We start from the raw sequence: 23,483 nt of genomic DNA, 5'->3' as shown, positions 1-23,483 counted from the left end.
GGCCTGCGGCACTGATTGCGGCAGGCCGACGGGTATGTAACTATTAACCTTATGTTAACGTAGTGCTCCCGTTTACGCGGGAATGACCGGGTGGGTAAAGCCAGGAGTGTGTATTGAAGAGTTATCTGGTTGGCGGCGCAGTGCGGGACACCCTGCTTGACCTCCCGGTTTCAGAACGAGATTGGGTGGTGGTGGGTGCCACGCCGGGACAGATGTTAGCGCTTGGCTACCAACAGGTTGGGCGGGATTTTCCCGTGTTTTTGCACCCGGAAAGCAAGGAAGAGTATGCGCTGGCGCGTACTGAACGCAAATCCGGTAACGGCTATACCGGCTTTATTTGCCATGCTGCCCCCGATGTTACGCTGGAAGCGGATCTGCTGCGGCGCGATTTGACCATCAACGCCATCGCCCAAACCGAAGATGGTGAACTGATCGATCCCTATCACGGTCGGTACGATCTGCAACAGCGTCTGTTACGCCATGTTTCTCCGGCCTTTCAGGAAGATCCGCTGCGCGTACTGCGCGTGGCGCGCTTTGCCGCGCGTTTTGCCCATCTCGGTTTTCAAATTGCTGAGGAAACGCTGGCGCTGATGCAATTTATGACGCGCGCTGGCGAACTGGCTTTTCTGACGCCGGAACGGGTGTGGAAAGAGACGGAAAAGGCGCTGGCAACCCGTTCGCCGCACGTCTATTTTCAGGTGCTGCGCGACTGCGGTGCGCTGGCGGTGTTGTTTCCTGAAATCGACAATCTTTACGGCGTGCCTGCTCCGGCGCAATGGCACCCGGAAATTGACAGCGGCGTTCATACCCTGATGACCCTGATGATTGCCGCTCGCCTCACCCCCGAGATCGATGTGCGTTTTGCCACGCTGTGCCACGATGTGGGAAAAGCGCTGACGCCGCCCGCCCTGTGGCCGCGCCACCACGGACACGGCCCGGCGGGCGTGAAGCTGGTGGAACAACTGTGCCAGCGCCTGCGCGTACCTAATGCGCTGCGCGACTTGGCTAAGCTGGTGGCGGAATATCATGACCTGGCGCATACCGTAACGGTGTTGCAGCCCAAAACGCTGATGAAGCTGTTTGATGCGCTGGACGTGTGGCGCAAGCCGGAACGGCTGGAAAAACTGGTGCTCACCAGTGAAGCGGATGCCCGTGGTCGCACCGGGTTTGAGGAGTCGCCCTATCCACAAGGCGACTACCTGCGCGAGGCCTTCACCGTTGCCAGCGCGGTCACCAGTAGCGCCGTCGTGGCCGACGGTTTTCAGGGCATTGGCGTTCGCGATGAGCTGCACCGGCGACGTATCGCTGCGCTTACCGCGTGGAAAGCGCAGAAAATTCCCGCTTCAACCCCGTAAGCGGCTTATTTAGTGCTACAAACCGCAATATAGTTAAGCTGGTGCCGGTAGCGGCGGAAGGTGCGAAACAGCCGAAGGAAGGTTGCGCGGTTTTCCACCTTCAGCGCATTGCGCACAATTTTTGCCGCGCCGCCCCAGCCTTCATCGTAAATCATGCCAGACGGCGTCATCAGCGTCATCGCACCCTGCGCGTTTTCCACCTGGCTGAATCCCCCTTCAAGAAACAGGTTACGCCACCCTGCCAGCGTTAACGGCTGAACGTTAACATTGATTGCCGCGCGCATCTGCGCTGTAACGTCACCCGATGCCTGCGGCAGCAGCATGATGTCATGGGTCAGCAATCGCCCACCGGGTTTTAGCACGCGTAAATATTCCTGAATCAGCGGACGTTTGGCTTTGTCGGCGTACATGGTGAGCATTGCTTCGTTAATCACCACGTCAAAGTGGTTATCGGGGAACGGTAACGCCAACGCATTCGCTTCCATCACCGTCACGCGCCCTTCGACGCCAGCGGCCAGAATGTTGTGCCGTGCTTGCTGTAACGCCGCTTTATCCATATCCACCCCGACGATAGTGCAGCCATAACGCTGCGCCATCTCGATGGCGGTGGTGCCCATATTGCACGCCACCTCCAGTACGCGGGTCGATGGCGTCAGCGCGCCCTGCTGCATCAACCACTCGGTGGCTGCACGCCCGCCGGGGCGCAGGCGTTTTTTACCCAACCGCGCCAGAAATTTATGTCCCGCCAGTTTCTCTGACATGCTTACGTCCTCTTCGCGATTACCGTGCTCAGGAGCTTGCTGAAAACAAGCAAATGATTATTATTTCTGTTTGATTACCCGACACTGTAGAACCCCGTGAGTGAGACGCCAATGACGTTTGTCAAAATACCCATACCGACAGAGGAACATTGCGAGGTGCTGTTTTCCCATCAGTGGCTGCGTAACGAACCTGAAGAGGTGGTGCTCGCCTTGCAACGCGCGTGCTGTCGTATCCACTTTCAGGCTGGGGAAATACTGTTTCGCGAAGGGGATAAGATGCGCTACTGTCCGCTGGTGGAACAGGGTGAGATACAGGCGTTTCGCCATACCTATCAGGGAGATGACAAGGTATTCGGGCAGTTTGCTCGCGGCGAATGGGTGGCGCTCGCCGCCGTGTTTATGGAGCACGGCCGCTTCCCGATGAACATTCGTGCACTCAGCGCCGGACAGGCAATGTTGATTCCACGAGAGACGCTGCATCAGTTTTGCCTGCAACGCCCCACGCTGGCACTGCAACTGTTGGGCAACCTCAGCCAGAAGCTTTACGCCACCATCAACCAGATTGACTGGCTCACCTCCAGTTCGGCAGGTGAACGGCTGGCGGATTACCTGCTGCGGCTGCATCGTACCCAGCAAGACACCCAGCCAAACGCGCAGGTTCGGTTACCGCTCAATCGCGGACAGTTGGCAACACAGTTGGGTATTCGCCCGGAGACCTTGAGCCGCCTGATGGCGGAGTGGCAGCGGCAGGGTTACATCACCTGCCGTGCCAGTTACATCACGTTATGCAATCTGGACTACCTGCGCGCGTTGGCCGCGCAAGCTCAGCGTCCCTTCTGAGTTAGAAGAACACCAGATAGACGACGCCCGCCACGAAGAAGCGGTAAATCGCGAACGGGACAAACGAGATGCGTTTGATCAGTTTCAGGAAGGTTTTGATAGCGACCAGCGCAACCAGAAACGCGGTGATAAAGCCCACGGCGAACATCGGCACATCGGCCAGCGACAGGAAATGCCAGCTTTTATACAGATCCAGCACCGTCGCTCCCATCATCATCGGCACCGCCAAAATAAAGGAGAACTCGGAGGCGGCGTAGCGACTGACGCCCACCAGCATCCCACCGGAGATGGTCGCGCCCGAACGGGAGAACCCTGGCCACAGCGCCAGACATTGAAAACAGCCAATCATAAATGCCTGACGATAGGTGATATCATCCAGCCCGGAAGCACGCGGCGTTTTCGGTTTCAGCCATTCCGCCGCCAGCAGCAGGAAACCGCCGACAATCAGGGCGTACATCACATTCTGGGGAGTAAACAACGACTTGATAGTGCTGTGAAACACCAGCCCCAGCACCACCGCCGGGATCATCGCCAGCAGAATATGCCCCAGCTTCAGACGATCTTTACCGCGTCCTTCATGAGGAACGGCACCAAAATGGATGCCGATCAGCCCAAACAGGCGACGCCAAAACATCACGACGACCGCCAGGATAGAACCCAGTTGGATAATGACTTCAAAGGTTTTCGCCTTCTCATCATCAAACCCCAACCAACTGCCAACGATAATCATGTGCCCCGTCGACGACACGGGCAAAAACTCCGTTAACCCTTCAACAACCCCAAGAATAAATGCCACCACCAGCGTGTGGAGATCTGCCATGCTCGCGCCCTGCCTTTCCGAACCGAAATAAAAGAAGCACCCATAAAAAAAGTGGCTACGCTGCTCGCGAATGCCACTTTAAACACCACCACAATAGACTAAAAAACGCAGAGTTAGTTTCACTGACAAAAAAGATTCATAAAAAAATGGACTAGCGAGTACCACGCTCGATGACAACGCCCACTTGGCGTGCCTGCGCAACCGCACCCGGCTTGCTCACTTTGATACGCAGCCAGGGAATGGCAAAACGCTGCATCAGCAGTTGCGCCACTTCTTCTGCCACGCGTTCAACCAGAGCGAACGGCTGACTGGAGACATGGGCAATCACCGCGTCACTGACATCGGCATAGCTGAGGCAGTCGTTAACATCGTCGCTTACGGCCGCCTTGCGGTTATCCCAGCCCATTTCGATATCGAGCACCAGCTTTTGCGAAATGGTTTGTTCCCAGTCGTAAACGCCGATAGTGGCAATCACGGTAAGTTCTTCTATAAATACAATATCCATCACGTCATTCTCTGTTTTTGGCGCTGTTTGGTATCACTTCCGCCGGAATATGCGTATTATCCACGGATGGCAACTGTAAAACGACCTTTATTCAACGGAACCGCGTTATGAGTGCTACCGCGCTTGGCATGATAATTTTCGCGTATCTGTGCGGCTCCATCTCCAGTGCGATTCTGGTGTGCCGCATCGCGGGTCTGCCCGATCCACGCCAGCATGGTTCAGGAAATCCCGGCGCGACCAACGTATTGCGTATCGGTGGCAAAGCCGCCGCCGCTACCGTATTGGTGTTTGACGTGCTGAAAGGCATGTTACCGGTCTGGGGCGCCTATGCGCTTGGCGTCCCGCCCCTCTATCTCGGTCTCACCGCCATTGCCGCCTGTCTGGGCCATATCTATCCGGTATTTTTCCGTTTTCGCGGTGGAAAAGGCGTGGCGACCGCGTTTGGTGCCATTGCGCCCGTCGGCTGGGATCTGACCGGTGTGATGACCGTCACCTGGCTGCTTACCGTACTGCTTAGCGGCTATTCCTCCCTCGGTGCCATTGTGAGTGCCCTGATCGCGCCCTTTTACGTGTGGTGGTTCAAACCTCAGTTTACCTTTCCGGTAGCCATGCTCTCTTGCCTGATCCTGATGCGGCATCACGACAATATTCAACGTCTGTGGCGCGGGCAGGAAGGCAAAATTTGGAAGCGCCGTGGCAAACAAGAAACCCCGCCGAACGATGACGCTGACTAAACGCCGCTGAGATTGAAAAACCGCAGCACTTTATAAATGGGTTGGCTATAATGGCCGCCACTCCATTTCTGACGTTAGAAAAAAGGAAACAGACATGAGTTTGATCAACGTCCCGGCGGGCAAATCACTGCCGGATGATATCTATGTAGTGATTGAGATCCCAGCCAACGCTGACCCCATCAAGTACGAAGTCGATAAAGAAACCGGCGCCCTGTTTGTAGACCGTTTCATGGCGACCGCCATGTTCTACCCGTGCAACTACGGCTACATCAACAACACCCTGTCTCTGGACGGTGACCCGGTTGACGTGCTGGTGCCGACCCCTTACCCGCTGCAACCCGGTTCAGTGATCCGCTGCCGTCCGGTTGGCGTGTTGAAAATGACCGACGAATCCGGTGAAGATGCCAAAGTGGTTGCGGTGCCGCACACCAAACTGAGCAAAGAATACGATCACATCAAGGATGTGAACGATCTGCCGGAACTGCTGCGTGGCCAAATTGCCCACTTCTTCGAGCAATACAAAGCGCTGGAAAAAGGCAAATGGGTGAAAGTTGAAGGTTGGGAAGACGTGGAAGCGGCCAAAGCCGAGATCGTTGCCTCCTTCGAACGCGCGAAGAAATAATTGCGCAACGCATCTACTTCCACCGTCATTCCCGCGAAGGCGGGAATCTCTTGCAGGTGAAACGCGTTTCTTCTGGCAAAGATCCCCGGCTTACGCCGAGGATGACGAGGTAAAGCGACTGTGTCATCAGTCTGACGGCGAGGGCTCTCCTCGCCGTTTTGTTTTCAGCAATCTGTCAAACATCGCGCTGCCGTTCGCGGCTCCAGTAAGCCATAAACGTGATGATGTCGCGTGGCACCTGACGTTCACCGGATAGGTAACGTCGCAGGTTTTTCACCACCGATGACTCCGCCGCCACCCAGCCAAAAAATTGGCCGTGCGTCTGACTGGCCGACTCCCACAGCAACTCGCCTTCTGCCACGTCATGCAATTCGGTAGTTTCTGCTTCTGGGCGCCTCTCCGGCAAACTCACATGCGTTCGCACGCTGTGCAGCAGTCGCTCGCCGTAAGAGGTTCCCTGCGGCTTACGCGGCAGCCAGTGTACCTCGGCAAAGGCAAACGCGCTCATATCTACACAGTCGGCTTCCAGCGGCACTTCGATAAACGCCTGCACCTGCACGGGGGTAGTATACTGCGCCAACTGTTCCAGAATGCCCTTGATAGCAGGTAACGCGGTTTCATCGCCAATCAGCAAGGCGTGGGTCATCTCCGCTGGCGGCAGCCACTCATAGCCACCGCTGTCACCTTCATACTCTCCCACGCACGGCGCAACGATGCGCAATGCATCCCCCGCTTGCGCCTGTATTGCCCAGGCAGACGCCGGGCCCTCGGTGCCATGAACCACAAACTCTACCGCCATTTCACCGTTAGCCGCATCCACCTCGCGCAGGGTGTAAGTACGCATCACCGGCCGCTGTGCCTTGGGCAGCGCCAACCACTGACGATACCAGTCATCACTATCTGGCAAATCGGGGTAAACGCCCTCGGCGGGAGGAAGCAGCAGCTTGATGCGTTGATCCGGTGCATCCATTTTCATCTGACGCACCGATTCGCCGGAAAATACGCAGCGCATCAGCGAAGGCGTCAGGTACACCTTGCGCGCCAGCACGACGTTAAAAATGCGGTATCTTTGTTTTTCTGCCATGACCTTTCTCATCTTATTCCGCTGGGGCAGCCAGAATGGCCCCGCGCCGGCCCAAAAGGGGGCGTTTACCTTAGCATTCGGGATTGATAATGAGAAACATTATTGTTAATAGAAGGATAACGAAATGGCGTGAACCGTAACCGACACCGCGCCGGTTACGATGGTATTTACACACTACGTGGTATCATTACTGCTCGCGCGTCAACCAATCACCATTGTCGATACGCGGCAACCCTGTTACCGAGTGTTGATACAGATAGATCCACGCGCTCCCGAGCGGGGTGTTGATCAACTCGCGCTTATAATCGTGACCATCACGCTTTAGCGCATCGAGTTCCGTCAGGATGGATGAGCTTATGCGATATACTTCGCAAAAAATTTCCCCCTCCCCGACTACCACCGCAGGATAATGGCCAAGGTCATACATCTCGTAACCACCGAGCTGACAATCCCCTAGCCACTGTGCGTTCGTCATCCAGTGACTGTTTCCCTGTTTGCGTCGTAAACTGCCATAAACAATAATTCGCATCGCTAAAACTCGAACTGATAGAGCACATTCAGTGCCTGATCAAGACCTGACACCGCTTCCAAATAGAGTCTTGGCATTAACCGATAACGCAACGTCAACGTTGCTAAAGAGTCAAATATGCCAATGCCGTATCTGACCTGAAGGCCTGGGAGGACGTAACCGCTGACCACAACCTGAGAGTCGTCGCCAGCGCCCTGTGTATCCAGAGCTAAATCACTTACGCCAAAGGCCTCGCCGATTTTACCCACAACTTGACCACTTTGTGCAACCCCTAACCCTACTAAGGCCGAGGTCATCATATTACTGTCTGAACCGGTGCTGTCCAGCCCTTGACCTCGTAACAGGTAAGATAATGCTTCTTGTTGCGATAATGTCGGGGTGGAAAACACCTCGATGTGCGGCGCGCTGGCCGCGCCGGTGATGCGCACACCCGCCGTCACACCATCCGCCGTATTATCAGGATTGCGCACCGCTTCGATGTTCAAATTCGGTTCGGCTGGCGGCCCGGAGAACACCAGAATCCCTTTTTGCACAATCAAATCCTGCCCGTAGGCCTTGAAACGTCCGGTAGGGATGTTGATCTGGCCGTTCAGCCCCAAACCGCGCTCGTCCTGCACCATTTTCAGATCGCCTTGCAAACTGGCTCGCAGGCCAAAGGCATCAAGGCGTACATCGTCCCCCACGCGAATGGTCAGGTTACTGTTGATGGGGATCGCTGCGGTGTTGCGCGTTAAAGGCTGGCGCTGTTCATCCAACAGCACTTCATCGGAGGAGACATCCACCGCATTTTCCGGCATCTGTTGTACGGTAATACGCGCCCAAGGCACCCTGACCGAACCATTGAGCGTGAAGAGCTGCGGCGTGGCGACAAACTCGATATCCGGCGAAACATCCAGCCGCACCGTCGGCGGCAGCGTGACACGAACGCGGTCGCCCTTCGCTGCAATACGTGCCCGCCACGCCTCCGGCTGATGCCAATCCGCATCACCGTTGAGATTAAGCTGCCCTTGCGTGGTTTTCAGAAAGCCCTGTAGCGTAGAGCTCATGCCGTTAAAGCTCACAGCCAAACGGCCATCGGTCAGATCCACCGGCATCCAGTGACCGTCGATGTCCAGCCCTTCCAGTGCCAGCTGTCCGTTTAACTGCGGCTGACGCACATTACCGCCAACGCGCAACGCGCCGTTCAGCATACCCGCCGCTTTTTCTCCCCGACTCAGCGCTGGATTCAGCAGCGCAAGGGAGATCTTGTCGATGGCAATATCGCCCCCCAGTTGGCGTCGCCCCTGCGGGTCCGTCACCTGAATATCACCGCGGAACTGGCCGTTATTGTGAATGGCGATACGCCACCCCAGCGCTGCACGGCCGCGATCGAGGTCCGCATTCAGCGTGAAAGTGTCAAAATCGACAGGCAGCGTGTTGCCGTTCATCTGCTGGCGCAGCGCAACCTTGTTTCCGGTGAGCGCGACTTTTGCCTGCGGCAGCCCGCCGCCCGGTTGCCAGGCAACGTCGGCTCGGCCGGTAAATACCCCGCTCAGCGCAGTGTCTGCGCCCAAAAACGGTTCCAGCATCTTCAAATCAAAACGGTTCAACACCACGCTGGCCTGGCCGCTGGGACCAATATCGACGGCTCGCGGCACGCACAGCTCCGCATTTGGGTTTTGCCAACAGTGTGCACCGAGCGTGATGCGCGCCAGCGCTTGCTGGTAATCCAGCGACATTGAGGGCGACAAACGCCATTCTCCCACCGGCGTAGTGAACTGGGTTTGATCCAGCGTGCCGCGCCAGCGCTGCTGCGCCCGGTCGAAATGCCCGGTCAATGTCAGTTGTCCGGCGACGGGTTCCCCCTCCACGTTCAAGCGCAACTGATGCTGCTGCTCATTACCCTGAGCGTTCAGCGTCAGCAGAGAAACCTTCAGCCCTTCCTGCTGCAATTGCTCAACGCGCAACGCCATGCGGCCATTCACTTGCGCCTCCGAGCGCACATCGCTTTCCAGCGTCAGGCGGTTGATCGATAAGCCCTGCCAGCGCAGCCCTGTGGCATTGAGATCTGCCAACAGCTGCGGTGCGGTGTGGTTGCCACGCAGCCGTACCGTACCGGCAACGCGACCCGCCAGCCCCGGCAACGCACCGTTTAACGCAGGCGCATCAATGACGCCGTCCAGTTGCCATTGCTGACCTAAATCGCCTTTGACGTTCAGCTGGTTCCGCCCCAACGCCAGGTTGATGCCGGGAATGTGCCACTGTCCCGCCGCATTGCCATTCAACGAGCCTTGCGCCGTCAGTTTGTTTTGCTTGATATTGCCGTTCAGGCGCAGTTCGGTGACCGCCACCTGCCAGTTACCGCCGTAGAAACTGCCGCGCGTGCTTACCTTGCCATCAATGCGCGCCGGCCATTCCGGCCATTGTTTCGCCGTATTAATGCCATCCAGCACCAGCTCGCTGCGCCAACTGATGGCCTTGCTCCAGTCCACCAGCGCGCGCAATTCGGTGGTGCCTTGCAACGCAGAGAGTCGCAGCGGGCTGATATCAAACTGCTGTAAATTGCCTTTGCCTTCCAATGCCAGCGTGGCGGGCGGCACGGCGCTACCGCGAATATCACCGTTGATCTTTAAGGCATAATCGGTGGCTTTCCCGGTCAGACTTAACGCCAGATTATTGGCCTGATACTCCGCTTCTCCGGTTAACGGCCAGGCGAGACGTTCAGACTGCACGGTCAACGCCAACGGCAATTCAGGCTGGGCCAACTGCGCTTTCAGGGTGAGCAGCGCACGCTGCGGCCCGGACAGGTTAAGCGTGGTGTTCAGCCAGTCATGCAGGCTGCCCTCTACCGTCAGTTTGATCTTCTCGCCTTTCAACGGCGCGGTATTCACCACCCCGTTCAGAACAAACGACAGCGGCCAGTTATCACTCAGCGTGGCCTCGCCCGCCGCGTGCAGGGCACCTTGCGGCGACTGGATTGCCAGTTTTTCCAGTTTAATGTGTTGCTGTTGGGTGGCGGCTTTCAATTGCAACGTGGTGAGGGTGATGTCTTGATCGCCCGTCAGCCGCAGTTGTTCCCCACGTAACTCGCTAATGTCTATATCAAGCGGCAGCGTGAACTCGGGCAACGCCGGCAGCAGCGGCTTGGCAAACAGCGCCTGTAGCTGCTCGCCCAATGCGGGTGGCATTGCCACTTTTTCCGGTGTGGACGGCGTTGCTTCCACCGGCGGTGAGGCAGCGGCCTGTGCCGTGGCGGAGGCGATATCGCCCACTTCCGATGCGGTGACTTTGCCATCCTCGGTGGCAGCCAGCGTACTTTCTACGACATCCGCTGCTGGTTTGGTTTTCAGCAATGCCACCAGCAGCGCATTGATTTGCGTTGGCAGCAAGGTCAACGCGCGTCCTTCCCAGTGCATGCCGGTGCGCAGTTCGCCCAGCGAGACCGCCGTATCATCCAGCGTGACGCGGATATTGTTCAGCGTCAGTTGGCTAAGGCGTATCGGGAACGGTGCCTTGAGCTCCCCCACCGGCGCACTCGGGGCCGGAGCCTCTGCGGGCGGCGGCATGGCGCTGCTGTCGATCACAACATCGAGATCGCGTAGCGCAATATCATTGATACAAATCTGGCTGCGCGCCAGGCAGCCCAGCTCAAGCGCGAGGTGCAGTTCACCGGCGTTAAGCGTGATACCCGGCGTTTGATACCCGACACCGCGCAGTGTCAGATCGCGCCAACCGCCTTGCACCTCGGCGATCTCCAAGCCCGGCACCCAGCGCGCCGCGCCATTGAGCAACAGATGTAGCCCCGGCGTGGTAAACAGTAATCCTGCCAGCGTGATCAGCAACAGCAACAACAATGCGATGGCCCCAATGGCTATTTTCTTTATCAGGCTCATAGCTCAGGCCCCAAACCAATATAAAACTGGAGATCGTTACGTTTCTCGGAATCGTTCACCGGAACGGCAAAATCGAATTTGACCGGTCCCACCGGCGAGGCCCAGCGGATCCCGACACCGGCACCGGTTTTCAGGTCATTGATCTTGAGATCGTTTACCGCATCACCGGTATCGACAAACACGGCTCCCCACCAGCGCCCGGTAAAGTTGTACTGGTATTCCAGAGAACCAGTCAGCAATTTTGACGCACCGGTCAATTTGCCTTCATCATCGCGCGGTGAGATGGAGCGGAATTTATAGCCGCGAATGCTGCGATCGCCCCCGGCGAAGAAGCGCAATGACGGCGGCACGCGGGAGAAGCTGTTGGTTTCAATCCAACCGACGTTGCCACGCGCGACAAAACGGTGCTTATCCTCCAGCGTGCGGATCCAGACGTTCTGCGCCTGTATCACCGCAAAATCGATATCCGAGCCCCAGGTGGTGTCCGAGATATCCAGCGAATAGCGCTGTGAATCGCCCCAGGTGGGCATGGTCCCGCCGCGCTGCCGCGTGCGGTTCAGCGTCAGGCCGGGATAGAGCAGCATGGTGGTATCGGTGACACTGCCTTGGGTAAAGTGATCGAGACTCCAGCGCAGGTTGATGGAGCGCTGCCAACCGCGATTAAGCGTCCAGAAGCGCGCCACGTTCAGCATGGTGCCGTCTGATTTGGTGTCATTCAGGTCTTCGCGTTTAAAACCGGCTTGCAGCAAATAGAACTGCTCCAACGGGCTTCTCAGCAAGGGGATTTTGTAACTGAAATCCAGCGACTGTTCCGGTGCCGAAACGCTCAGGCTGCTTTCCAGACTGTGTCCACGGTCGTTGATCCACGGTCTCCGCCACGTGGTCTGAAAGCGCGGCCCCACGTCGGTGGAGAAGCCTACCCCAGTTTCCAGTAAATTGCGCGCACGCGGCGTGACGACCGCATCCAGTGGCAACATTTTATCGGTTTTTCCCGCCGTGAAATTGGGGGAGACCACCGCCGAGGTAAACCACCCGGTGGCGGACAAACGTCGGTTAAATTCGCCCAGATCTTCGCTGGTGTACTCATCGCCCTGCTTAAACGGGATCAGATTGCGCAGATAGGCTTCATCGATTTGGCTGCCCTGAAAGTGCACGTCGCCAAAACGGTAGCGAGTGCCGCCGTCATAATCAATATCCCAGAATGCTTCCCGCGTTTCGCGGATCACACCCAACTGGCTTTTGTCGTAGTGCGCATCAAAATACCCTTTACGCAACGCCAGGTTATTCAATGACCGTTTGAAATCATCATAGTCGCCGTGGTTCAGCACGCTGCCTATCGCAGGCAGGCTGCGGCGGCGCAGTTGGAGGAAATCGCTGTCGCTGCTGGCATCGCCGCGCAGCAGAACATGGGTGCCCGCGATGTTGACTGGCTCGCCCGGCGTCACCGTCACCAGCAGCAGTGGGCGTCCACCGTTTTCTGCCGGGCGGTATTCGAAATTGATTTGCGGATCGTAATACCCCAGCGCCCGCAACCCACGCCGGATCGCATCATCAACCCGGGCACGAAAGCGCCCGTCGGCGCTGACCTCATCAGGGCCGATGGTCGATAACCGCGCACGCACGTTGCGCTGTAGTTCCCCTTCCAATCCCACCACTTGCAAGCGCACATTCGCTGCATAGGACGATGCAGTTACCAGCAGGCACACAAAAAGCAAAGTACGGTATCGTGACACGCCAACTCCCCACGTTCGTTTATATTGTTCTACACAGGCGTGTGTTGAAAATCATGTCAAAAACAATCCCACTCAACATCCTCATCTACACCCACTCTAAAGTGTAATGAGTAATTTCAAAAATGCAGGTTGCGCAACACCTTAACCTTAAACGGGCTTTAACCATAAAGACAGCGTGAACTTTCTTAGTTATTCTGCTACCTATGAATAACATGGATTATCGCGGGAGTAACAACGTGGCACAGCACAGTGATAAAAACCAACGTATCCGTCAATCAGACGCGCTGCCCGGGCGAGGCACCCCGATGCCGCTGGCACGCCTGCACGTTGTCAGCCAACACTCCATGACGCACGTTCCTGATAATATGGACGTTGCGCTGTTCGCCATGGGCTGTTTTTGGGGCGTGGAACGCTTGTTCTGGCAGCAGGAAGGCGTCTACAGCACCGCAGCGGGCTACACCGGTGGTTTTACGCCGAACCCAACCTACCGTGAAGTCTGTAGTGGCCTGACCGATCATGCTGAAGCGGTGCGCATCGTCTACGATCCAGCCGTCATCAGCTACGAGCGCCTGCTACAACTGTTTTGGGAAAACCACGATCCGGCGCAAGGCATGCGGCAGGGTAACGATCTTGGTACCCAGTATCGCTCAGCCATCTACACGCTCACCGCAGAACAGATGACGTTGGCGCAGGCCAGTCTGGCGCGTTTCCAGCAAGTCATGCGCGCCAGCGGTGATGCGCGCACCATCAGCACCGAAATCGTTCAGGCCAGCCCCTTTTATTACGCGGAAGATGAACACCAGCAATACCTGCACAAGAATCCCGGCGGCTATTGCGGATTGGCGGGCATCGGCCTGTGTTTACCGCCCAACGCCTGATAAATTGCTCATATTTTACGCCATGCTTGCCAAATGGCCTATCAACACCGTTATAATGCTTGCGCCGCCTGACATCCGTTACGGCGGCGTTATTCATTCTGTCATCTAATGCGATTATTACTATTCATGCATTCATGACCTTCCTGAGGATCTGGCCACGACGGCCGGAAAACATATGTTAAACAGTTTATTACTGATAGTTCTTCTGATCGCGCTCAGTGCGTTTTTCTCGTTGTCCGAGATATCGCTGGCCGCTTCACGCAAAATAAAACTTAAACAGATGGCCGATGAGGGCAACCTTAACGCCGCTATGGTGCTCAAACTCCAGGAAACGCCCGGTATCTTTTTTACCGTTATTCAAATCGGCATTAACGCCGTGGCCATTCTGGCCGGTATTATTGGCGATCAAGCATTCTCCCCCTATTTCACCCTGTTCTTCCAACGCTTTATGGCGCCAGAAATGGCCGATACCGTCAGCTTTGCCTGTTCCTTTGTGCTGGTGACCAGCCTGTTTATTCTGTTGGGCGATTTAACGCCGAAACGCATTGGCATGACGACACCGGAAGCGGTCGCTATCCGGATTATCAATCCCATGCGCTTCTGCCTGTTCTTTTTCCGTCCGTTGGTATGGTTTTTTAACGGCCTGTCGAATGTGATTTTTCGTTTGCTCAAACTGCCGATGGTACGCAACGACGACATCACCTCCGACGATATTTATGCAGTGGTGGAAGCCGGGGCGCTGGCGGGCGTGCTGCGTAAGCAGGAACATGAATTGATTGAAAACGTCTTTGAGCTGGAATCACGCACCGTGCCGTCGTCGATGACATCGCGGGAAAGCGTAGTGTTTTTCGATCTGCACGAAGATGAAGCGCAAATTAAAGAGAAAATTGCCCAGCAGCCGCACTCCAAGTTTCTGGTGTGTAACGGCAACATCGATCAGATCGTAGGCTATGTCGACTCCAAGGATCTGCTTAACCGGGTATTGGCTAACCAGAGCCTGGCGCTCAATGGCGGCATTCAAATCCGCACCGCACTGATCGTGCCCGATACGCTGACACTCTCGGAAGCGCTGGAGAGTTTTAAAGCGGCGGGCGAAGATTTCGCGGTGATCCTCAATGAATATGCGCTGGTGGTCGGCATCATCACCCTGAACGATGTGATGACCACGCTGATGGGCGATCTGGTCGGTCAGGGGCAGGAAGAGCAGATTGTGGCGCGTGATGAAAACTCGTGGCTGATCGATGGCGGTACGCCGATTGAAGATGTGATGCGTGCGCTGGATATCGACGATTTTCCCCATTCGGACAATTACGAAACCATCGGCGGCTTTATGATGTATACGCTGCGCAAGATTCCGAAACGCACCGATTATGTCCGCTTTGCTGGCTATAAATTTGAAGTGGTGGATATCGACAGCTACAAGATTGACCAGTTGCTGGTCACCCGTCTTGAAGAGAAGAACACAGCGTCAACGTCCATTGCCGATACAGAATCCACGGCAGAACCCAAAAACTAATCCTCGATCTGCGCCAGCCCGAACCGCTGGCCCATTGCTGCTGCCCATCACTGGCGGCAGCAGCGTTCCTCTTGAACCGTTAGCCCATGTCGGCTTGTAGTCGTATCACCTGACGGTTCACCTCAGACATCACCAGCAAATGCTGTTTGTCTTGGGTTTTCGGCAGTAATATTTTGCCGTAATCAAACTCGAAAGCACCGATGCCTCTGATATACAACCGGCCACGAAACAGCGTTTTCACGTACTTCGCGACTTTTAACGGGTTGTAACGTTCGAAGATCCGCATTGTATCTCTCCTCCCGTTTTCATTTTTCTCTTGTCCCCAAACCGGGGTATAAAATAACGCGTTAATAGAACGCCTAACTATTAGTGTCGCCAGATGGCATTTAGTTCCACACAAAAAAACAGCATAATTCACGGGGTTTTCAGACTGTTATAAGATAGTTCCGTTATCGATCAGCATAGTTTTATTTTTACCTTTACGTAACAAAAATTGTGAAGCTCGATCACATTTTAGACAGGACAGACCAGATATCCTCCTCTACGCTTAAGCAACGGTTTCGCGTAACCTTCGCTGCTCTCTACCAGAGGACACTTTATGACTGCCCGCCACACCTCGACGCTGCGTCTGCGAATAGCCTTGTTTAGCCTGTGTACCCTGTTGGCGCTGCCCGGCATGGCGCACAACCTTACGCTCAACAACACTCTGCCCCCGACCGGCGTTGCCGATAAAGGGGAACTGATGTATCAAAACCAGCAGTTTAGCTACCAGAACTGGAACAGCGCACAGCTCGCGGGAAAGGTGCGCGTCATCCAGCACATTGCCGGTAGAACATCGGCCAAAGAGATGAACGATCCGCTGATAAGTGCCATCAAGGCCGCTAATCTAGCGCGTGAATATTACCAAACGACGACAATCGTCAATACCGACGACGCCATTATCGGTACCGGCCCGTTTGTTCGCAGCAGCCTTGAAGAGAGTAAAAAAACCTTTCCCTGGTCGCAGTTTATCGTCGACAGCAACGGCAACGTCCGCAAAGCCTGGCAGTTGGAACCGAAAAGTTCAGCAATCGTGGTGCTGGATAAGCGCGGGCAGGTGCGCTATGTCAAAGACGGGGCGCTCAGTGCGCAAGACGTGCAGCAGGTGATGGGCCTGCTGCCACAGTTATTGAAAGAGTAATCTCGGCAGATAACCGGCGTGGGCGCTCATCACACCACGCCGGTCTCGCTCACACTGCGGCACACATCAAAATAACGACACGCGAAATCCGGGATTAAGAAAGGATTCACGCGGCACGTAATTGAGGGTTTTACCCTGCCAGTCATGCACCTGTGCCCCCGCAGCCGCAGCGACGGCGTGCCCGGCGGCGGTGTCCCATACGTTGGTCGGTCCGAAACGGGGATACAGTTGGGCCTTGCCTTCCGCCACCAGACAAAACTTGAGCGAGGACCCAATCGCGACCGTCTGGTGTTCACCAAGCTGAAGCAAATAATCTTTTAACTCAGCGTCCAGATGAGAACGGCTCACCACCACCAGCGGCGGATGCGCATGGTTCACACGGATCAAACGGCGCACGCCGTCCACCTCTTTCCAGGCTTTCCCCCCCGCTGCCGCGTACATCACACCGGTAACCGGCACATACACCACGCCTAACACCGGCGCGCCGTTTTCAATCAGCGCGATATTCACGGTGAACTCGCCGTTACGGTTAAGAAACTCTTTGGTACCATCCAGCGGGTCCACCAGCCAGTAGCGCTGCCAGTGCTGGCGCACGTCCCAGGCGGGCGGATCTTCTTCCGACAGCAAGGGAATATCAGCAAACAGCTGCGCCAACCCCTGCTTGATGATGTGATGCGCCGCCAAATCCGCTGCGGTCACAGGAGACGCATCTTTTTTATGTGCGACATCGACCGGGCGTTCGCCCTGATACACCTGCATGATGGCGGCACCGGCGTCGCGCGCCAACTGGCAAATTTGTTCCAACATAATGAACCTCGTCTTTCTGGTGCCCGTGGTGTATACCCTACAACGCAGTAGCGGACCTATTGTTTGTCAAAAGAGTGAGGTGCGCCACTGACCTGTCATGATTCTATGCCAATTTACTTCCTTTGGTAGGATACTTTACGAGTATCAAATCCAAGTGCAACGCCAACATGAAGGAGTCAGGCAATATGAAGCACGCGCTCGCGCCAGGTTTAGTGGCCTTGTTCGTTACCACCTCACTGCACGCTGCCACCGTCGATCTGCGTATTTTGGAAACCACCGATCTGCACAGCAATATGATGGATTTCGATTATTACAAAGATACTCCCACCGATAAATTCGGTCTGGTACGCACCGCCAGTTTGATTCACGGTGCGCGTCAGGAGGCCACCAACAGCGTTCTGGTGGATAACGGCGACCTGATCCAGGGCAGCCCGCTGGGCGATTACATGGCGGCCAAGGGGCTGCAACAGGGCGAGGTGCATCCGGTTTATCTCGCCATGAACCGTCTCGACTATGCGGTCGGTAACATCGGCAACCATGAATTCAACTACGGTCTGGATTATCTGCATAAAGCGCTGTCCGGTGCGGCTTTCCCGTATGTAAACGCCAACGTGCTCGACGCGAAAACCGGCAAGCCGCTGTTCACGCCTTATCTGATCAAGGACACGCCGGTAAAAGATCGCGATGGCAAGACCCATACGTTACGCATCGGCTATATCGGTTTTGTACCGCCACAGATCATGGTGTGGGATAAGGCCAACCTGAGCGGCAAAGTCACCGTAGCCGACATTACCGAAACTGCGAAGAAGTGGGTGCCCGAAATGCGGCAGAAAGGGGCGGATATTGTGGTCGTCATTCCCCACTCCGGCCTTTCTGGTGAGCCATACAAGGCCATGGCGGAAAACTCGGTGTACTACCTGAGCCAGATACCGGGCATCAATGCCATTCTGTTCGGCCATGCTCACGCCGTGTTCCCCAGCAAAGATTTTGCCGCCATTCCCGGCAGTGATATCGCGCAGGGCACCTTGAACGGTGTTCCCGCCGTGATGCCCGGCCAATGGGGCGATCATCTGGGCATTGTCGATTTGGTGGTTAACAATGACAGCGGCCAATGGCAGGTGACGCAGGGGAAAGCGCAAGCGCGCCCCATTTTCGACAAGGCACAAAAACAATCGCGTGCCGACGCGGATAAAGAATTGGTCAACGTGCTGTCCGATGCGCATCAGCAAACGCGCACCTTTGTCGGCAAACCCATCGGTAAAGCCGCTGACAACATGTACAGCTATCTGTCACTGGTGCAGGATGACCCCACCGTGCAGATCGTCAATAACGCGCAGCGCGCCTATGTGCAGCACTTTATTCAAGGCGACCCCGATCTGGCGGATATCCCGGTGCTTTCCGCCGCTGCACCGTTTAAAGCGGGCGGCAGAAAGAACGATCCTAACAGCTATGTGGAAGTGGAAAAGGGTGAGCTGACGTTCCGTAACGCCGCCGATCTCTATCTCTACCCCAACACGCTGGTGGTGGTGAAAGTGAACGGACAGCAGGTGAAAGAGTGGCTGGAGTGCTCGGCGGGCCAATTCAATCAAATCGATGTACACAGCAAGGCACCGCAATCCCTGATCAACTGGGACGGTTTCCGCACCTATAACTTTGATGTGATTGACGGTGTCAGCTACCAGATCGATGTGACGCAGCCTGCCCGTTACGACGGAGAGTGTGCGCCGCGGAACCCCAACGCCGAGCGGATCGTTAATCTGACCTATCAGGGCAAACCTATCGATCCCAAGATGACGTTCCTGATTGCCACCAATAACTACCGCGCCTACGGCGAGAAATTTGCCGGAACCGGAGAAAAGTACGTGGCCTTCGCGTCGCCGGATGAAAACCGTTCCGTATTGGCTGCCTATATCAGCGCGGAAACGCAAAAACAGGGCGAGGTGAAACCTCAAGCGGACAACAACTGGCGTTTGGCGCCGATCAACAGTGACACGCCGCTGGATATCCGCGTGGAAACCGCGCCATCAGCGAAGGCAGCCGCCTTTATCAAAGAGAAAGCGCAATACCCGATGACATCCCTCGGTCATGATGACGTGGGCTTTGCGTTATACCGCCTCGACCTGCAAAAACAGTAATCGGCTACAGAACGCCGCTCAATGCGGCGTTCTCAACCTGCTGACAACGTCACTCTACCCACAGCATCCTCCGCACAGGCGGAGGAGCTCCCACAGAAAGAAAGCATTACCTCTCATCCTTGCTTAATTGGAGCAGCCTTCTCTCCTATCATGTTGATGCGATCGACGGCGTCAACGATCGGATTGATGTAGCAGAGTTCGCCCATTACCACGTGGAGTACGGCGCAGTAGCCCAGCAATCTGTTTATGGATGATTAACTAACTACCCTCCTGTCAAAATGTACACATGTTTACATCAGGTGATTACCATTGATTTACGATGCCGATTACGCCATTCCCCCCCCTCCAGCTAATGAACGTGCCATCTGGAACGCGATCATCGCTTCCCAAAGAACCACTTACGCCGTCTTTTTTGCAAAACTTAGCCTCCATTGTGCATGATTCGGACGTTAATCTGCTTAGCACTGATAAGTCGGACGATCGCTATGTCCGCTGGGGCCATGATTTTCGTGACTTAAAAACCAACCCAAACGAACGCCATATTTATTGGTTCGACGATACGTATAAAGGTACCAAACGGTTAAACATCCTCGGCCATGGGCGCATTAACGACAACGGCAAGGGAGAAATGAGTCTGTTACTAGAGGGAAAACCGGATAGGGTTGATGGTGCAGACCTAAAGTACATGTATGACTATCATTACCGAGCAGAAACGCTGGCGTTTTATCAGCACATCAGAGTCATTTCTTGTTACTCAGCAGATGGTTCGAACCCTTTGGGCCAACAAATTGCCAATGCTTTCAAACGGGAGACAAAAGCGTTTTCTGGTTATGTCGACTCGTTAAGTCCAGAATCGATTAAAGAAAAAAAGTTTGACCGCGCGTTCAAAAGCGAAGGCAATACCCCTATTGATCTGAACCGCTTGCTCACCAATACGGGCAGGAGTTTTGTGCGGAAAACGCTACCCAAGGAACCGGAAAAGCGACAGCTCTGGTCTGGGTATCACCCGGTTAAATTTAAACCTCAGTAACCCCCCTCACCGTACCTCTTTTTAGTTATATCCATCGCCATAAGATGCATTTAAAATACATCTTAATGTTTTCACCGCTGAGGGCCTTATCATGCATTACCGCGATCGTACGCTGGGGGAATTGGCTATTGCCATTCCTCGCGCTACTGTACTTTTCCGTGAATTTAATCTCGATTTTTGCTGCGGCGGCAAGCAAACGCTGCTGCGTGCCGCCAACAAGCTGGAGCTGGACATTGAGGCACTGGAAGCGCGCCTGAGCGCTCTGGCGGAGCAACCTTCAACAGAAACCCACTGGCCTTCAGCACCGCTGGGCGACATCATTCCCCACATCATCCAGCGTTATCACGATCGTCACCGCGAGCAGTTACCGGAATTGATCCTGATGGCTGAAAAAGTGGAGCGCGTTCACCATGAAAAATCGGCGTGCCCGCGCGGACTGTCCGCGCAGTTAACCTTGATCCTTGACGATCTGTCGCAGCACATGATGAAAGAAGAGCGCATTCTGTTCCCGATGATTCAGGCGGGTATGGGCGCACAAGCCTCTGGCCCAATCTCGGTGATGGAACATGAGCATGATGACGCGGGACAACAGTTGGAAGTGGTGAAAAACCTGACCAACAACGTGACTCCGCCGGAAAACGCCTGCAACACCTGGCGCGCGCTGTACGCCGGTATCAACGTGTTTATCAGCGACCTGATGGAACATATCCATCTGGAGAACAACATCCTGTTCCCCCGGGCGCTGCGCGGCGAATAACGCAGAATCGCGGTATTACACTGTGCGGTCGGGTAATAGGCTGCACAGCGTTCCCTGCGTCATTGTCTTTGTTGCCAGCGTTACACTCTCCGGCGTTGATCAACGCCGGGTGAAGCCGTCGGCGATATCATGTCGCACCTGGCAGTGAATCCGCCCGTTTGAACTGTCTTGATCAGCATTTGCAGGGAGCATCATTCAATGCCCCCTGCGCCTGCATTAGAGGATTTCCAGCAGCTCGACTTCGAAAATCAGCGCGCTGAACGGCGGAATGGATGCACCAGCACCACGTTCGCCATAGGCCAGATCGTGCGGAATATAGAGTTCCCATTTGGAACCGACCGGCATCAGCGTCAGCGCTTCAATCCAGCCAGGAATAACACCGCTTACTGGAAACTCTGCCGGCTGCCCGCGCTGCACGGAGCTGTCGAACACGCTGCCATCGATCAGGCGGCCGGTGTAGTGCACACGCACGCGATCTTGTCGTGCAGGGATCGCCCCTTCACCCTGAGTCAGCACGCGGAATTGCAAACCAGACTCCGTCTGGTTGACGCCGTCTTTACCGGCATTGTCAGCCAGGAAATGTTGTCCTTCAACGGCCAACGCTTGCTGGCGCTCACGGCGCACCGCATCAGCACGTTCATGAATTTCACGCAGCGCACGATGTACAACATCCACAGGCACGGCGGGCGCATTGCCTGCCAGTGCATCACGCAGACCGGCCACCAACGCTTCAGGGATTAGCCCTTCCAGGCCAGATTCTTGCAACTGTTGGCCAACCTGCAAACCAATACCGTAACTGGCCTGCGCCTCAACGCTCTCGTAAGAAGGGGTGCTCATGGATGTTCCTCATTGTGTAAAAAAATGAAAACGCAGCATAACAGCGCTGGACGGCAGGGTAAAATCTTCTGTGCGATCGTTATCTTGTCCGCGGCGCGCGGCTAGCGCGAAAGTCGGCGCACAGCGAAGAAAACCGGCTCTGCCAGTATGAAAGGCGAGCGAATACCACGCCCTATTCTATACTAAGGGTTCCACTTTCTCTCAAATTTGTTACCTTAAGCATCAACACGTTAGCGATTATGACTCTTGTATTACTTTCGTTGGCGCGTTACCTATATACTGGGCAGCTTTACAGGTTGCTATCGTTGCAAGAGAGGTCACCATGGGCAGAATCGCGCCCAGGAAACGAGTAGCCCCCGCAAGGGATTATCAAGCGCTGATTCGCAGCGTTCTACGCGTTCTGCCGCGTTTGCCTTTGGCTCGGGCCGAAAAACAGCGTAATGCGCCCTCTCTCATCCTGTCAGCACAGCGTGAGCGCGTGCGGGATAAATTGAGAAGCCTGTGGCATCACCCTGACAGCTACCACTGGATGGATCCGCTGCCAGCCTTCCACCGCCGTGCGATTCTGATTGCCTTTGCACTGCTGCTGATTGCGCTGCTGTGGCCCTATTCGCCGCCAACATCACGCACTCCGCCATCAGCCACACCCATCGCACTGAATGAATCGGCGCCGATGCACGCCAACCTCGCTGATAGCACGCCAGCGCCGGTTGAAACAGCCGCACCGGCCTGGCAGACCTATCCGATTGCCGCAGGGCAAACGCTGGCGCAACTGTTCAGGGACAACAACCTGCCCGTCAATGATGTCTTTGCGATGGCTCAGGTGGAAGGAAGGGACAAACCGCTGAGCAACCTGCGTGCCGGGCAACAGGTCAAGCTGCGGCTCAATGCGCAGGGAATGGTGTCTGAACTGGAGATTGAAACGGCAGATGGCCAACGGGTGCACTTCACGCGCCAATCCGACGGCGTATTTCTCCGCACGCGTTAAGATCCTTCAGGCATTGCATTGCGCGAGCAGAAAATCCCGCAGTACCTGCGCATGATTGCGCTGCGGGTCTTTGCTGGCATAGAGCAATGTGACTTCACCCGAGCAGGCTAACGCCGACGTAATCATCTGCCAACTGCTTTGCTGCGCCAGTTCGGCACGATAGTGCGCAACAAACGCGTCCCACCCGTCTGGCGCTGCGTGGAATGCCTGACGCAGTGCAGTGCTGGGCGCAACCTCTTTAAGCCACTGCGCGCCTTCCAGGCGCTCTTTTCGAACGCCGCGCGGCCAGAGTCTATCCACCAGAAACGCGGGGTGTGCAAAGGGCAATTGCGCATCATAAACTCGCTGTAAATGAATACGCGGCACATCAACGGCTGCGGACATAGCGATAACCTCCCGTCATAAACCGGGTTAGCATACGCCCAAATGCCTTTATTGTGCTTACCCATAATCCATAAAATGCAAAACGCCGACCCGAAGGTCGGCGTTTCACGCATAAC

At 55.5% G+C, this 23,483-nt stretch carries 22 protein-coding genes; 11 read left to right on the top strand and 11 right to left on the bottom strand.

Annotated features, from left to right (window positions below):
- Nucleotides 1-113: 113 nt before the first annotated feature.
- Nucleotides 114-1,355, top strand: coding sequence for a multifunctional CCA addition/repair protein (locus J5069_RS15395; RefSeq protein WP_264644704.1), 1,242 nt, complete (start codon nucleotides 114-116; stop codon nucleotides 1,353-1,355).
- Between the two features lie 5 nt (nucleotides 1,356-1,360).
- On the opposite strand, the gene J5069_RS15390 is transcribed toward J5069_RS15395, so the two are convergent.
- Nucleotides 1,361-2,116 carry an SAM-dependent methyltransferase gene (locus tag J5069_RS15390; RefSeq protein ID WP_264644703.1) on the bottom strand — a complete coding sequence of 252 codons (756 nt, stop codon included), beginning with the start codon at nucleotides 2,114-2,116 and terminating at the stop codon, nucleotides 1,361-1,363.
- Nucleotides 2,117-2,227: 111 nt separating this feature from the next.
- On the opposite strand from J5069_RS15390, the gene J5069_RS15385 reads away from it, so the two are divergent.
- Nucleotides 2,228-2,956 carry a Crp/Fnr family transcriptional regulator gene (locus tag J5069_RS15385; RefSeq protein WP_264644702.1) on the top strand — a complete coding sequence of 243 codons (729 nt, stop codon included), beginning with the start codon at nucleotides 2,228-2,230 and terminating at the stop codon, nucleotides 2,954-2,956.
- Between the two features lies 1 nt (nucleotide 2,957).
- Here J5069_RS15385 and bacA read toward each other — a convergent pair whose 3' ends face one another.
- Both bacA and folB read right to left on the bottom strand, forming a co-directional pair.
- Entirely contained in the window at nucleotides 2,958-3,776 is an 819-nt protein-coding gene (bacA, locus tag J5069_RS15380) for an undecaprenyl-diphosphate phosphatase (RefSeq protein WP_264626368.1), read from the bottom strand.
- 151 nt (nucleotides 3,777-3,927) lie between these two features.
- Complete coding sequence (gene folB, locus J5069_RS15375) at nucleotides 3,928-4,281, bottom strand: bifunctional dihydroneopterin aldolase/7,8-dihydroneopterin epimerase (RefSeq protein ID WP_264644701.1); 354 nt, start codon at nucleotides 4,279-4,281, stop codon at nucleotides 3,928-3,930.
- Nucleotides 4,282-4,388: 107 nt separating this feature from the next.
- Between folB and plsY the strand changes: the two genes are divergently transcribed.
- Both plsY and ppa read left to right on the top strand, forming a co-directional pair.
- Nucleotides 4,389-5,015: a glycerol-3-phosphate 1-O-acyltransferase PlsY gene (gene plsY / locus J5069_RS15370; protein ID WP_264644700.1), complete on the top strand. Its 627-nt coding sequence runs from the start codon at nucleotides 4,389-4,391 to the stop codon at nucleotides 5,013-5,015.
- 94 nt (nucleotides 5,016-5,109) lie between these two features.
- Nucleotides 5,110-5,637: an inorganic diphosphatase gene (gene ppa / locus J5069_RS15365; protein WP_222158056.1), complete on the top strand. Its 528-nt coding sequence runs from the start codon at nucleotides 5,110-5,112 to the stop codon at nucleotides 5,635-5,637.
- 175 nt (nucleotides 5,638-5,812) lie between these two features.
- On the opposite strand, the gene J5069_RS15360 is transcribed toward ppa, so the two are convergent.
- From J5069_RS15360 to tamA, 4 genes are all read right to left on the bottom strand, one after another.
- Nucleotides 5,813-6,721 carry a siderophore-interacting protein gene (locus tag J5069_RS15360; RefSeq protein WP_264644699.1) on the bottom strand — a complete coding sequence of 303 codons (909 nt, stop codon included), beginning with the start codon at nucleotides 6,719-6,721 and terminating at the stop codon, nucleotides 5,813-5,815.
- Nucleotides 6,722-6,908: 187 nt separating this feature from the next.
- Nucleotides 6,909-7,250, bottom strand: coding sequence for a gamma-glutamylcyclotransferase (locus J5069_RS15355; RefSeq protein WP_264644698.1), 342 nt, complete (start codon nucleotides 7,248-7,250; stop codon nucleotides 6,909-6,911).
- 2 nt (nucleotides 7,251-7,252) lie between these two features.
- Complete coding sequence (gene tamB, locus J5069_RS15350; RefSeq protein WP_264644697.1) at nucleotides 7,253-11,122, bottom strand: autotransporter assembly complex protein TamB; 3,870 nt, start codon at nucleotides 11,120-11,122, stop codon at nucleotides 7,253-7,255.
- Nucleotides 11,119-12,855, bottom strand: coding sequence for an autotransporter assembly complex protein TamA (gene tamA, locus J5069_RS15345; protein ID WP_264644696.1), 1,737 nt, complete (start codon nucleotides 12,853-12,855; stop codon nucleotides 11,119-11,121). The genes tamB and tamA overlap by 4 nt, the downstream gene beginning before the upstream one ends.
- A gap of 236 nt (nucleotides 12,856-13,091) precedes the next feature.
- On the opposite strand from tamA, the gene msrA reads away from it, so the two are divergent.
- Both msrA and J5069_RS15335 read left to right on the top strand, forming a co-directional pair.
- On the top strand, nucleotides 13,092-13,733 hold the full coding sequence (gene msrA, locus J5069_RS15340) for a peptide-methionine (S)-S-oxide reductase MsrA (RefSeq protein ID WP_264644695.1): 642 nt from the start codon (nucleotides 13,092-13,094) through the stop codon (nucleotides 13,731-13,733).
- Nucleotides 13,734-13,908: 175 nt separating this feature from the next.
- A complete protein-coding gene (locus tag J5069_RS15335; protein WP_264644694.1) occupies nucleotides 13,909-15,249 on the top strand; it encodes a hemolysin family protein in 1,341 nt (446 codons plus the stop codon).
- 79 nt (nucleotides 15,250-15,328) lie between these two features.
- Here the strand turns inward: J5069_RS15335 and J5069_RS15330 are convergent, their stop codons facing one another.
- Nucleotides 15,329-15,535 carry a DUF1107 domain-containing protein gene (locus tag J5069_RS15330; RefSeq protein ID WP_264644693.1) on the bottom strand — a complete coding sequence of 69 codons (207 nt, stop codon included), beginning with the start codon at nucleotides 15,533-15,535 and terminating at the stop codon, nucleotides 15,329-15,331.
- 312 nt (nucleotides 15,536-15,847) lie between these two features.
- On the opposite strand from J5069_RS15330, the gene J5069_RS15325 reads away from it, so the two are divergent.
- Nucleotides 15,848-16,429 (top strand): YtfJ family protein, encoded by a 582-nt coding sequence (locus tag J5069_RS15325; protein WP_264644692.1) that lies wholly within the window; start codon nucleotides 15,848-15,850, stop codon nucleotides 16,427-16,429.
- Nucleotides 16,430-16,495: 66 nt separating this feature from the next.
- Here J5069_RS15325 and cysQ read toward each other — a convergent pair whose 3' ends face one another.
- The gene (cysQ, locus tag J5069_RS15320; protein WP_264644691.1) at nucleotides 16,496-17,236 is read right to left on the bottom strand and encodes a 3'(2'),5'-bisphosphate nucleotidase CysQ; all 741 of its coding nucleotides are present in this window, start codon (nucleotides 17,234-17,236) and stop codon (nucleotides 16,496-16,498) included.
- A 185-nt stretch (nucleotides 17,237-17,421) separates the two neighbouring features.
- Between cysQ and J5069_RS15315 the strand changes: the two genes are divergently transcribed.
- From J5069_RS15315 to ytfE, 3 genes are all read left to right on the top strand, one after another.
- The gene (locus tag J5069_RS15315; protein ID WP_264644690.1) at nucleotides 17,422-19,371 is read left to right on the top strand and encodes a bifunctional 2',3'-cyclic-nucleotide 2'-phosphodiesterase/3'-nucleotidase; all 1,950 of its coding nucleotides are present in this window, start codon (nucleotides 17,422-17,424) and stop codon (nucleotides 19,369-19,371) included.
- 319 nt (nucleotides 19,372-19,690) lie between these two features.
- Nucleotides 19,691-20,401 carry a hypothetical protein gene (locus tag J5069_RS15310; protein WP_264644689.1) on the top strand — a complete coding sequence of 237 codons (711 nt, stop codon included), beginning with the start codon at nucleotides 19,691-19,693 and terminating at the stop codon, nucleotides 20,399-20,401.
- Nucleotides 20,402-20,492: 91 nt separating this feature from the next.
- The gene (gene ytfE, locus J5069_RS15305) at nucleotides 20,493-21,158 is read left to right on the top strand and encodes an iron-sulfur cluster repair protein YtfE (protein ID WP_264644688.1); all 666 of its coding nucleotides are present in this window, start codon (nucleotides 20,493-20,495) and stop codon (nucleotides 21,156-21,158) included.
- Between the two features lie 216 nt (nucleotides 21,159-21,374).
- On the opposite strand, the gene fklB is transcribed toward ytfE, so the two are convergent.
- Nucleotides 21,375-21,995 carry an FKBP-type peptidyl-prolyl cis-trans isomerase gene (gene fklB, locus J5069_RS15300; protein ID WP_264644687.1) on the bottom strand — a complete coding sequence of 207 codons (621 nt, stop codon included), beginning with the start codon at nucleotides 21,993-21,995 and terminating at the stop codon, nucleotides 21,375-21,377.
- Between the two features lie 322 nt (nucleotides 21,996-22,317).
- Between fklB and J5069_RS15295 the strand changes: the two genes are divergently transcribed.
- Nucleotides 22,318-22,983 carry a LysM-like peptidoglycan-binding domain-containing protein gene (locus J5069_RS15295; RefSeq protein ID WP_264644686.1) on the top strand — a complete coding sequence of 222 codons (666 nt, stop codon included), beginning with the start codon at nucleotides 22,318-22,320 and terminating at the stop codon, nucleotides 22,981-22,983.
- Nucleotides 22,984-22,989: 6 nt separating this feature from the next.
- Here the strand turns inward: J5069_RS15295 and J5069_RS15290 are convergent, their stop codons facing one another.
- On the bottom strand, nucleotides 22,990-23,367 hold the full coding sequence (locus J5069_RS15290) for a DUF488 domain-containing protein (RefSeq protein WP_264644685.1): 378 nt from the start codon (nucleotides 23,365-23,367) through the stop codon (nucleotides 22,990-22,992).
- Between the last annotated feature and the right edge of the window lie 116 nt (nucleotides 23,368-23,483).

The sequence above is a fragment of the Candidatus Symbiopectobacterium sp. NZEC127 genome, assembly GCF_025962675.1.
In the GTDB taxonomy this organism is placed as follows: Bacteria; Pseudomonadota; Gammaproteobacteria; order Enterobacterales; family Enterobacteriaceae; genus Symbiopectobacterium.
Note: the sequence above shows the minus strand (reverse complement) of the source record. Positions and strands in the feature narration are given on the sequence as shown.

What these genes read in the sequence shown, in the direction of transcription:
- J5069_RS15390 (WP_264644703.1), bottom strand. Translation starts at nt 2,116, where the DNA reads ATGTCAGAGAAACTGGCGGGACATAAATTTCTGGCGCGGTTGGGTAAA.
- J5069_RS15385 (WP_264644702.1), top strand. Translation starts at nt 2,228, where the DNA reads ATGACGTTTGTCAAAATACCCATACCGACAGAGGAACATTGCGAGGTG.
- bacA (WP_264626368.1), bottom strand. Translation starts at nt 3,776, where the DNA reads ATGGCAGATCTCCACACGCTGGTGGTGGCATTTATTCTTGGGGTTGTT.
- folB (WP_264644701.1), bottom strand. Translation starts at nt 4,281, where the DNA reads ATGGATATTGTATTTATAGAAGAACTTACCGTGATTGCCACTATCGGC.
- plsY (WP_264644700.1), top strand. Translation starts at nt 4,389, where the DNA reads ATGAGTGCTACCGCGCTTGGCATGATAATTTTCGCGTATCTGTGCGGC.
- ppa (WP_222158056.1), top strand. Translation starts at nt 5,110, where the DNA reads ATGAGTTTGATCAACGTCCCGGCGGGCAAATCACTGCCGGATGATATC.
- J5069_RS15360 (WP_264644699.1), bottom strand. Translation starts at nt 6,721, where the DNA reads ATGGCAGAAAAACAAAGATACCGCATTTTTAACGTCGTGCTGGCGCGC.
- J5069_RS15355 (WP_264644698.1), bottom strand. Translation starts at nt 7,250, where the DNA reads ATGCGAATTATTGTTTATGGCAGTTTACGACGCAAACAGGGAAACAGT.
- tamB (WP_264644697.1), bottom strand. Translation starts at nt 11,122, where the DNA reads ATGAGCCTGATAAAGAAAATAGCCATTGGGGCCATCGCATTGTTGTTG.
- J5069_RS15335 (WP_264644694.1), top strand. Translation starts at nt 13,909, where the DNA reads ATGTTAAACAGTTTATTACTGATAGTTCTTCTGATCGCGCTCAGTGCG.
- J5069_RS15330 (WP_264644693.1), bottom strand. Translation starts at nt 15,535, where the DNA reads ATGCGGATCTTCGAACGTTACAACCCGTTAAAAGTCGCGAAGTACGTG.
- J5069_RS15325 (WP_264644692.1), top strand. Translation starts at nt 15,848, where the DNA reads ATGACTGCCCGCCACACCTCGACGCTGCGTCTGCGAATAGCCTTGTTT.
- cysQ (WP_264644691.1), bottom strand. Translation starts at nt 17,236, where the DNA reads ATGTTGGAACAAATTTGCCAGTTGGCGCGCGACGCCGGTGCCGCCATC.
- J5069_RS15315 (WP_264644690.1), top strand. Translation starts at nt 17,422, where the DNA reads ATGAAGCACGCGCTCGCGCCAGGTTTAGTGGCCTTGTTCGTTACCACC.
- J5069_RS15310 (WP_264644689.1), top strand. Translation starts at nt 19,691, where the DNA reads ATGCCGATTACGCCATTCCCCCCCCTCCAGCTAATGAACGTGCCATCT.
- ytfE (WP_264644688.1), top strand. Translation starts at nt 20,493, where the DNA reads ATGCATTACCGCGATCGTACGCTGGGGGAATTGGCTATTGCCATTCCT.
- fklB (WP_264644687.1), bottom strand. Translation starts at nt 21,995, where the DNA reads ATGAGCACCCCTTCTTACGAGAGCGTTGAGGCGCAGGCCAGTTACGGT.
- J5069_RS15295 (WP_264644686.1), top strand. Translation starts at nt 22,318, where the DNA reads ATGGGCAGAATCGCGCCCAGGAAACGAGTAGCCCCCGCAAGGGATTAT.
- J5069_RS15290 (WP_264644685.1), bottom strand. Translation starts at nt 23,367, where the DNA reads ATGTCCGCAGCCGTTGATGTGCCGCGTATTCATTTACAGCGAGTTTAT.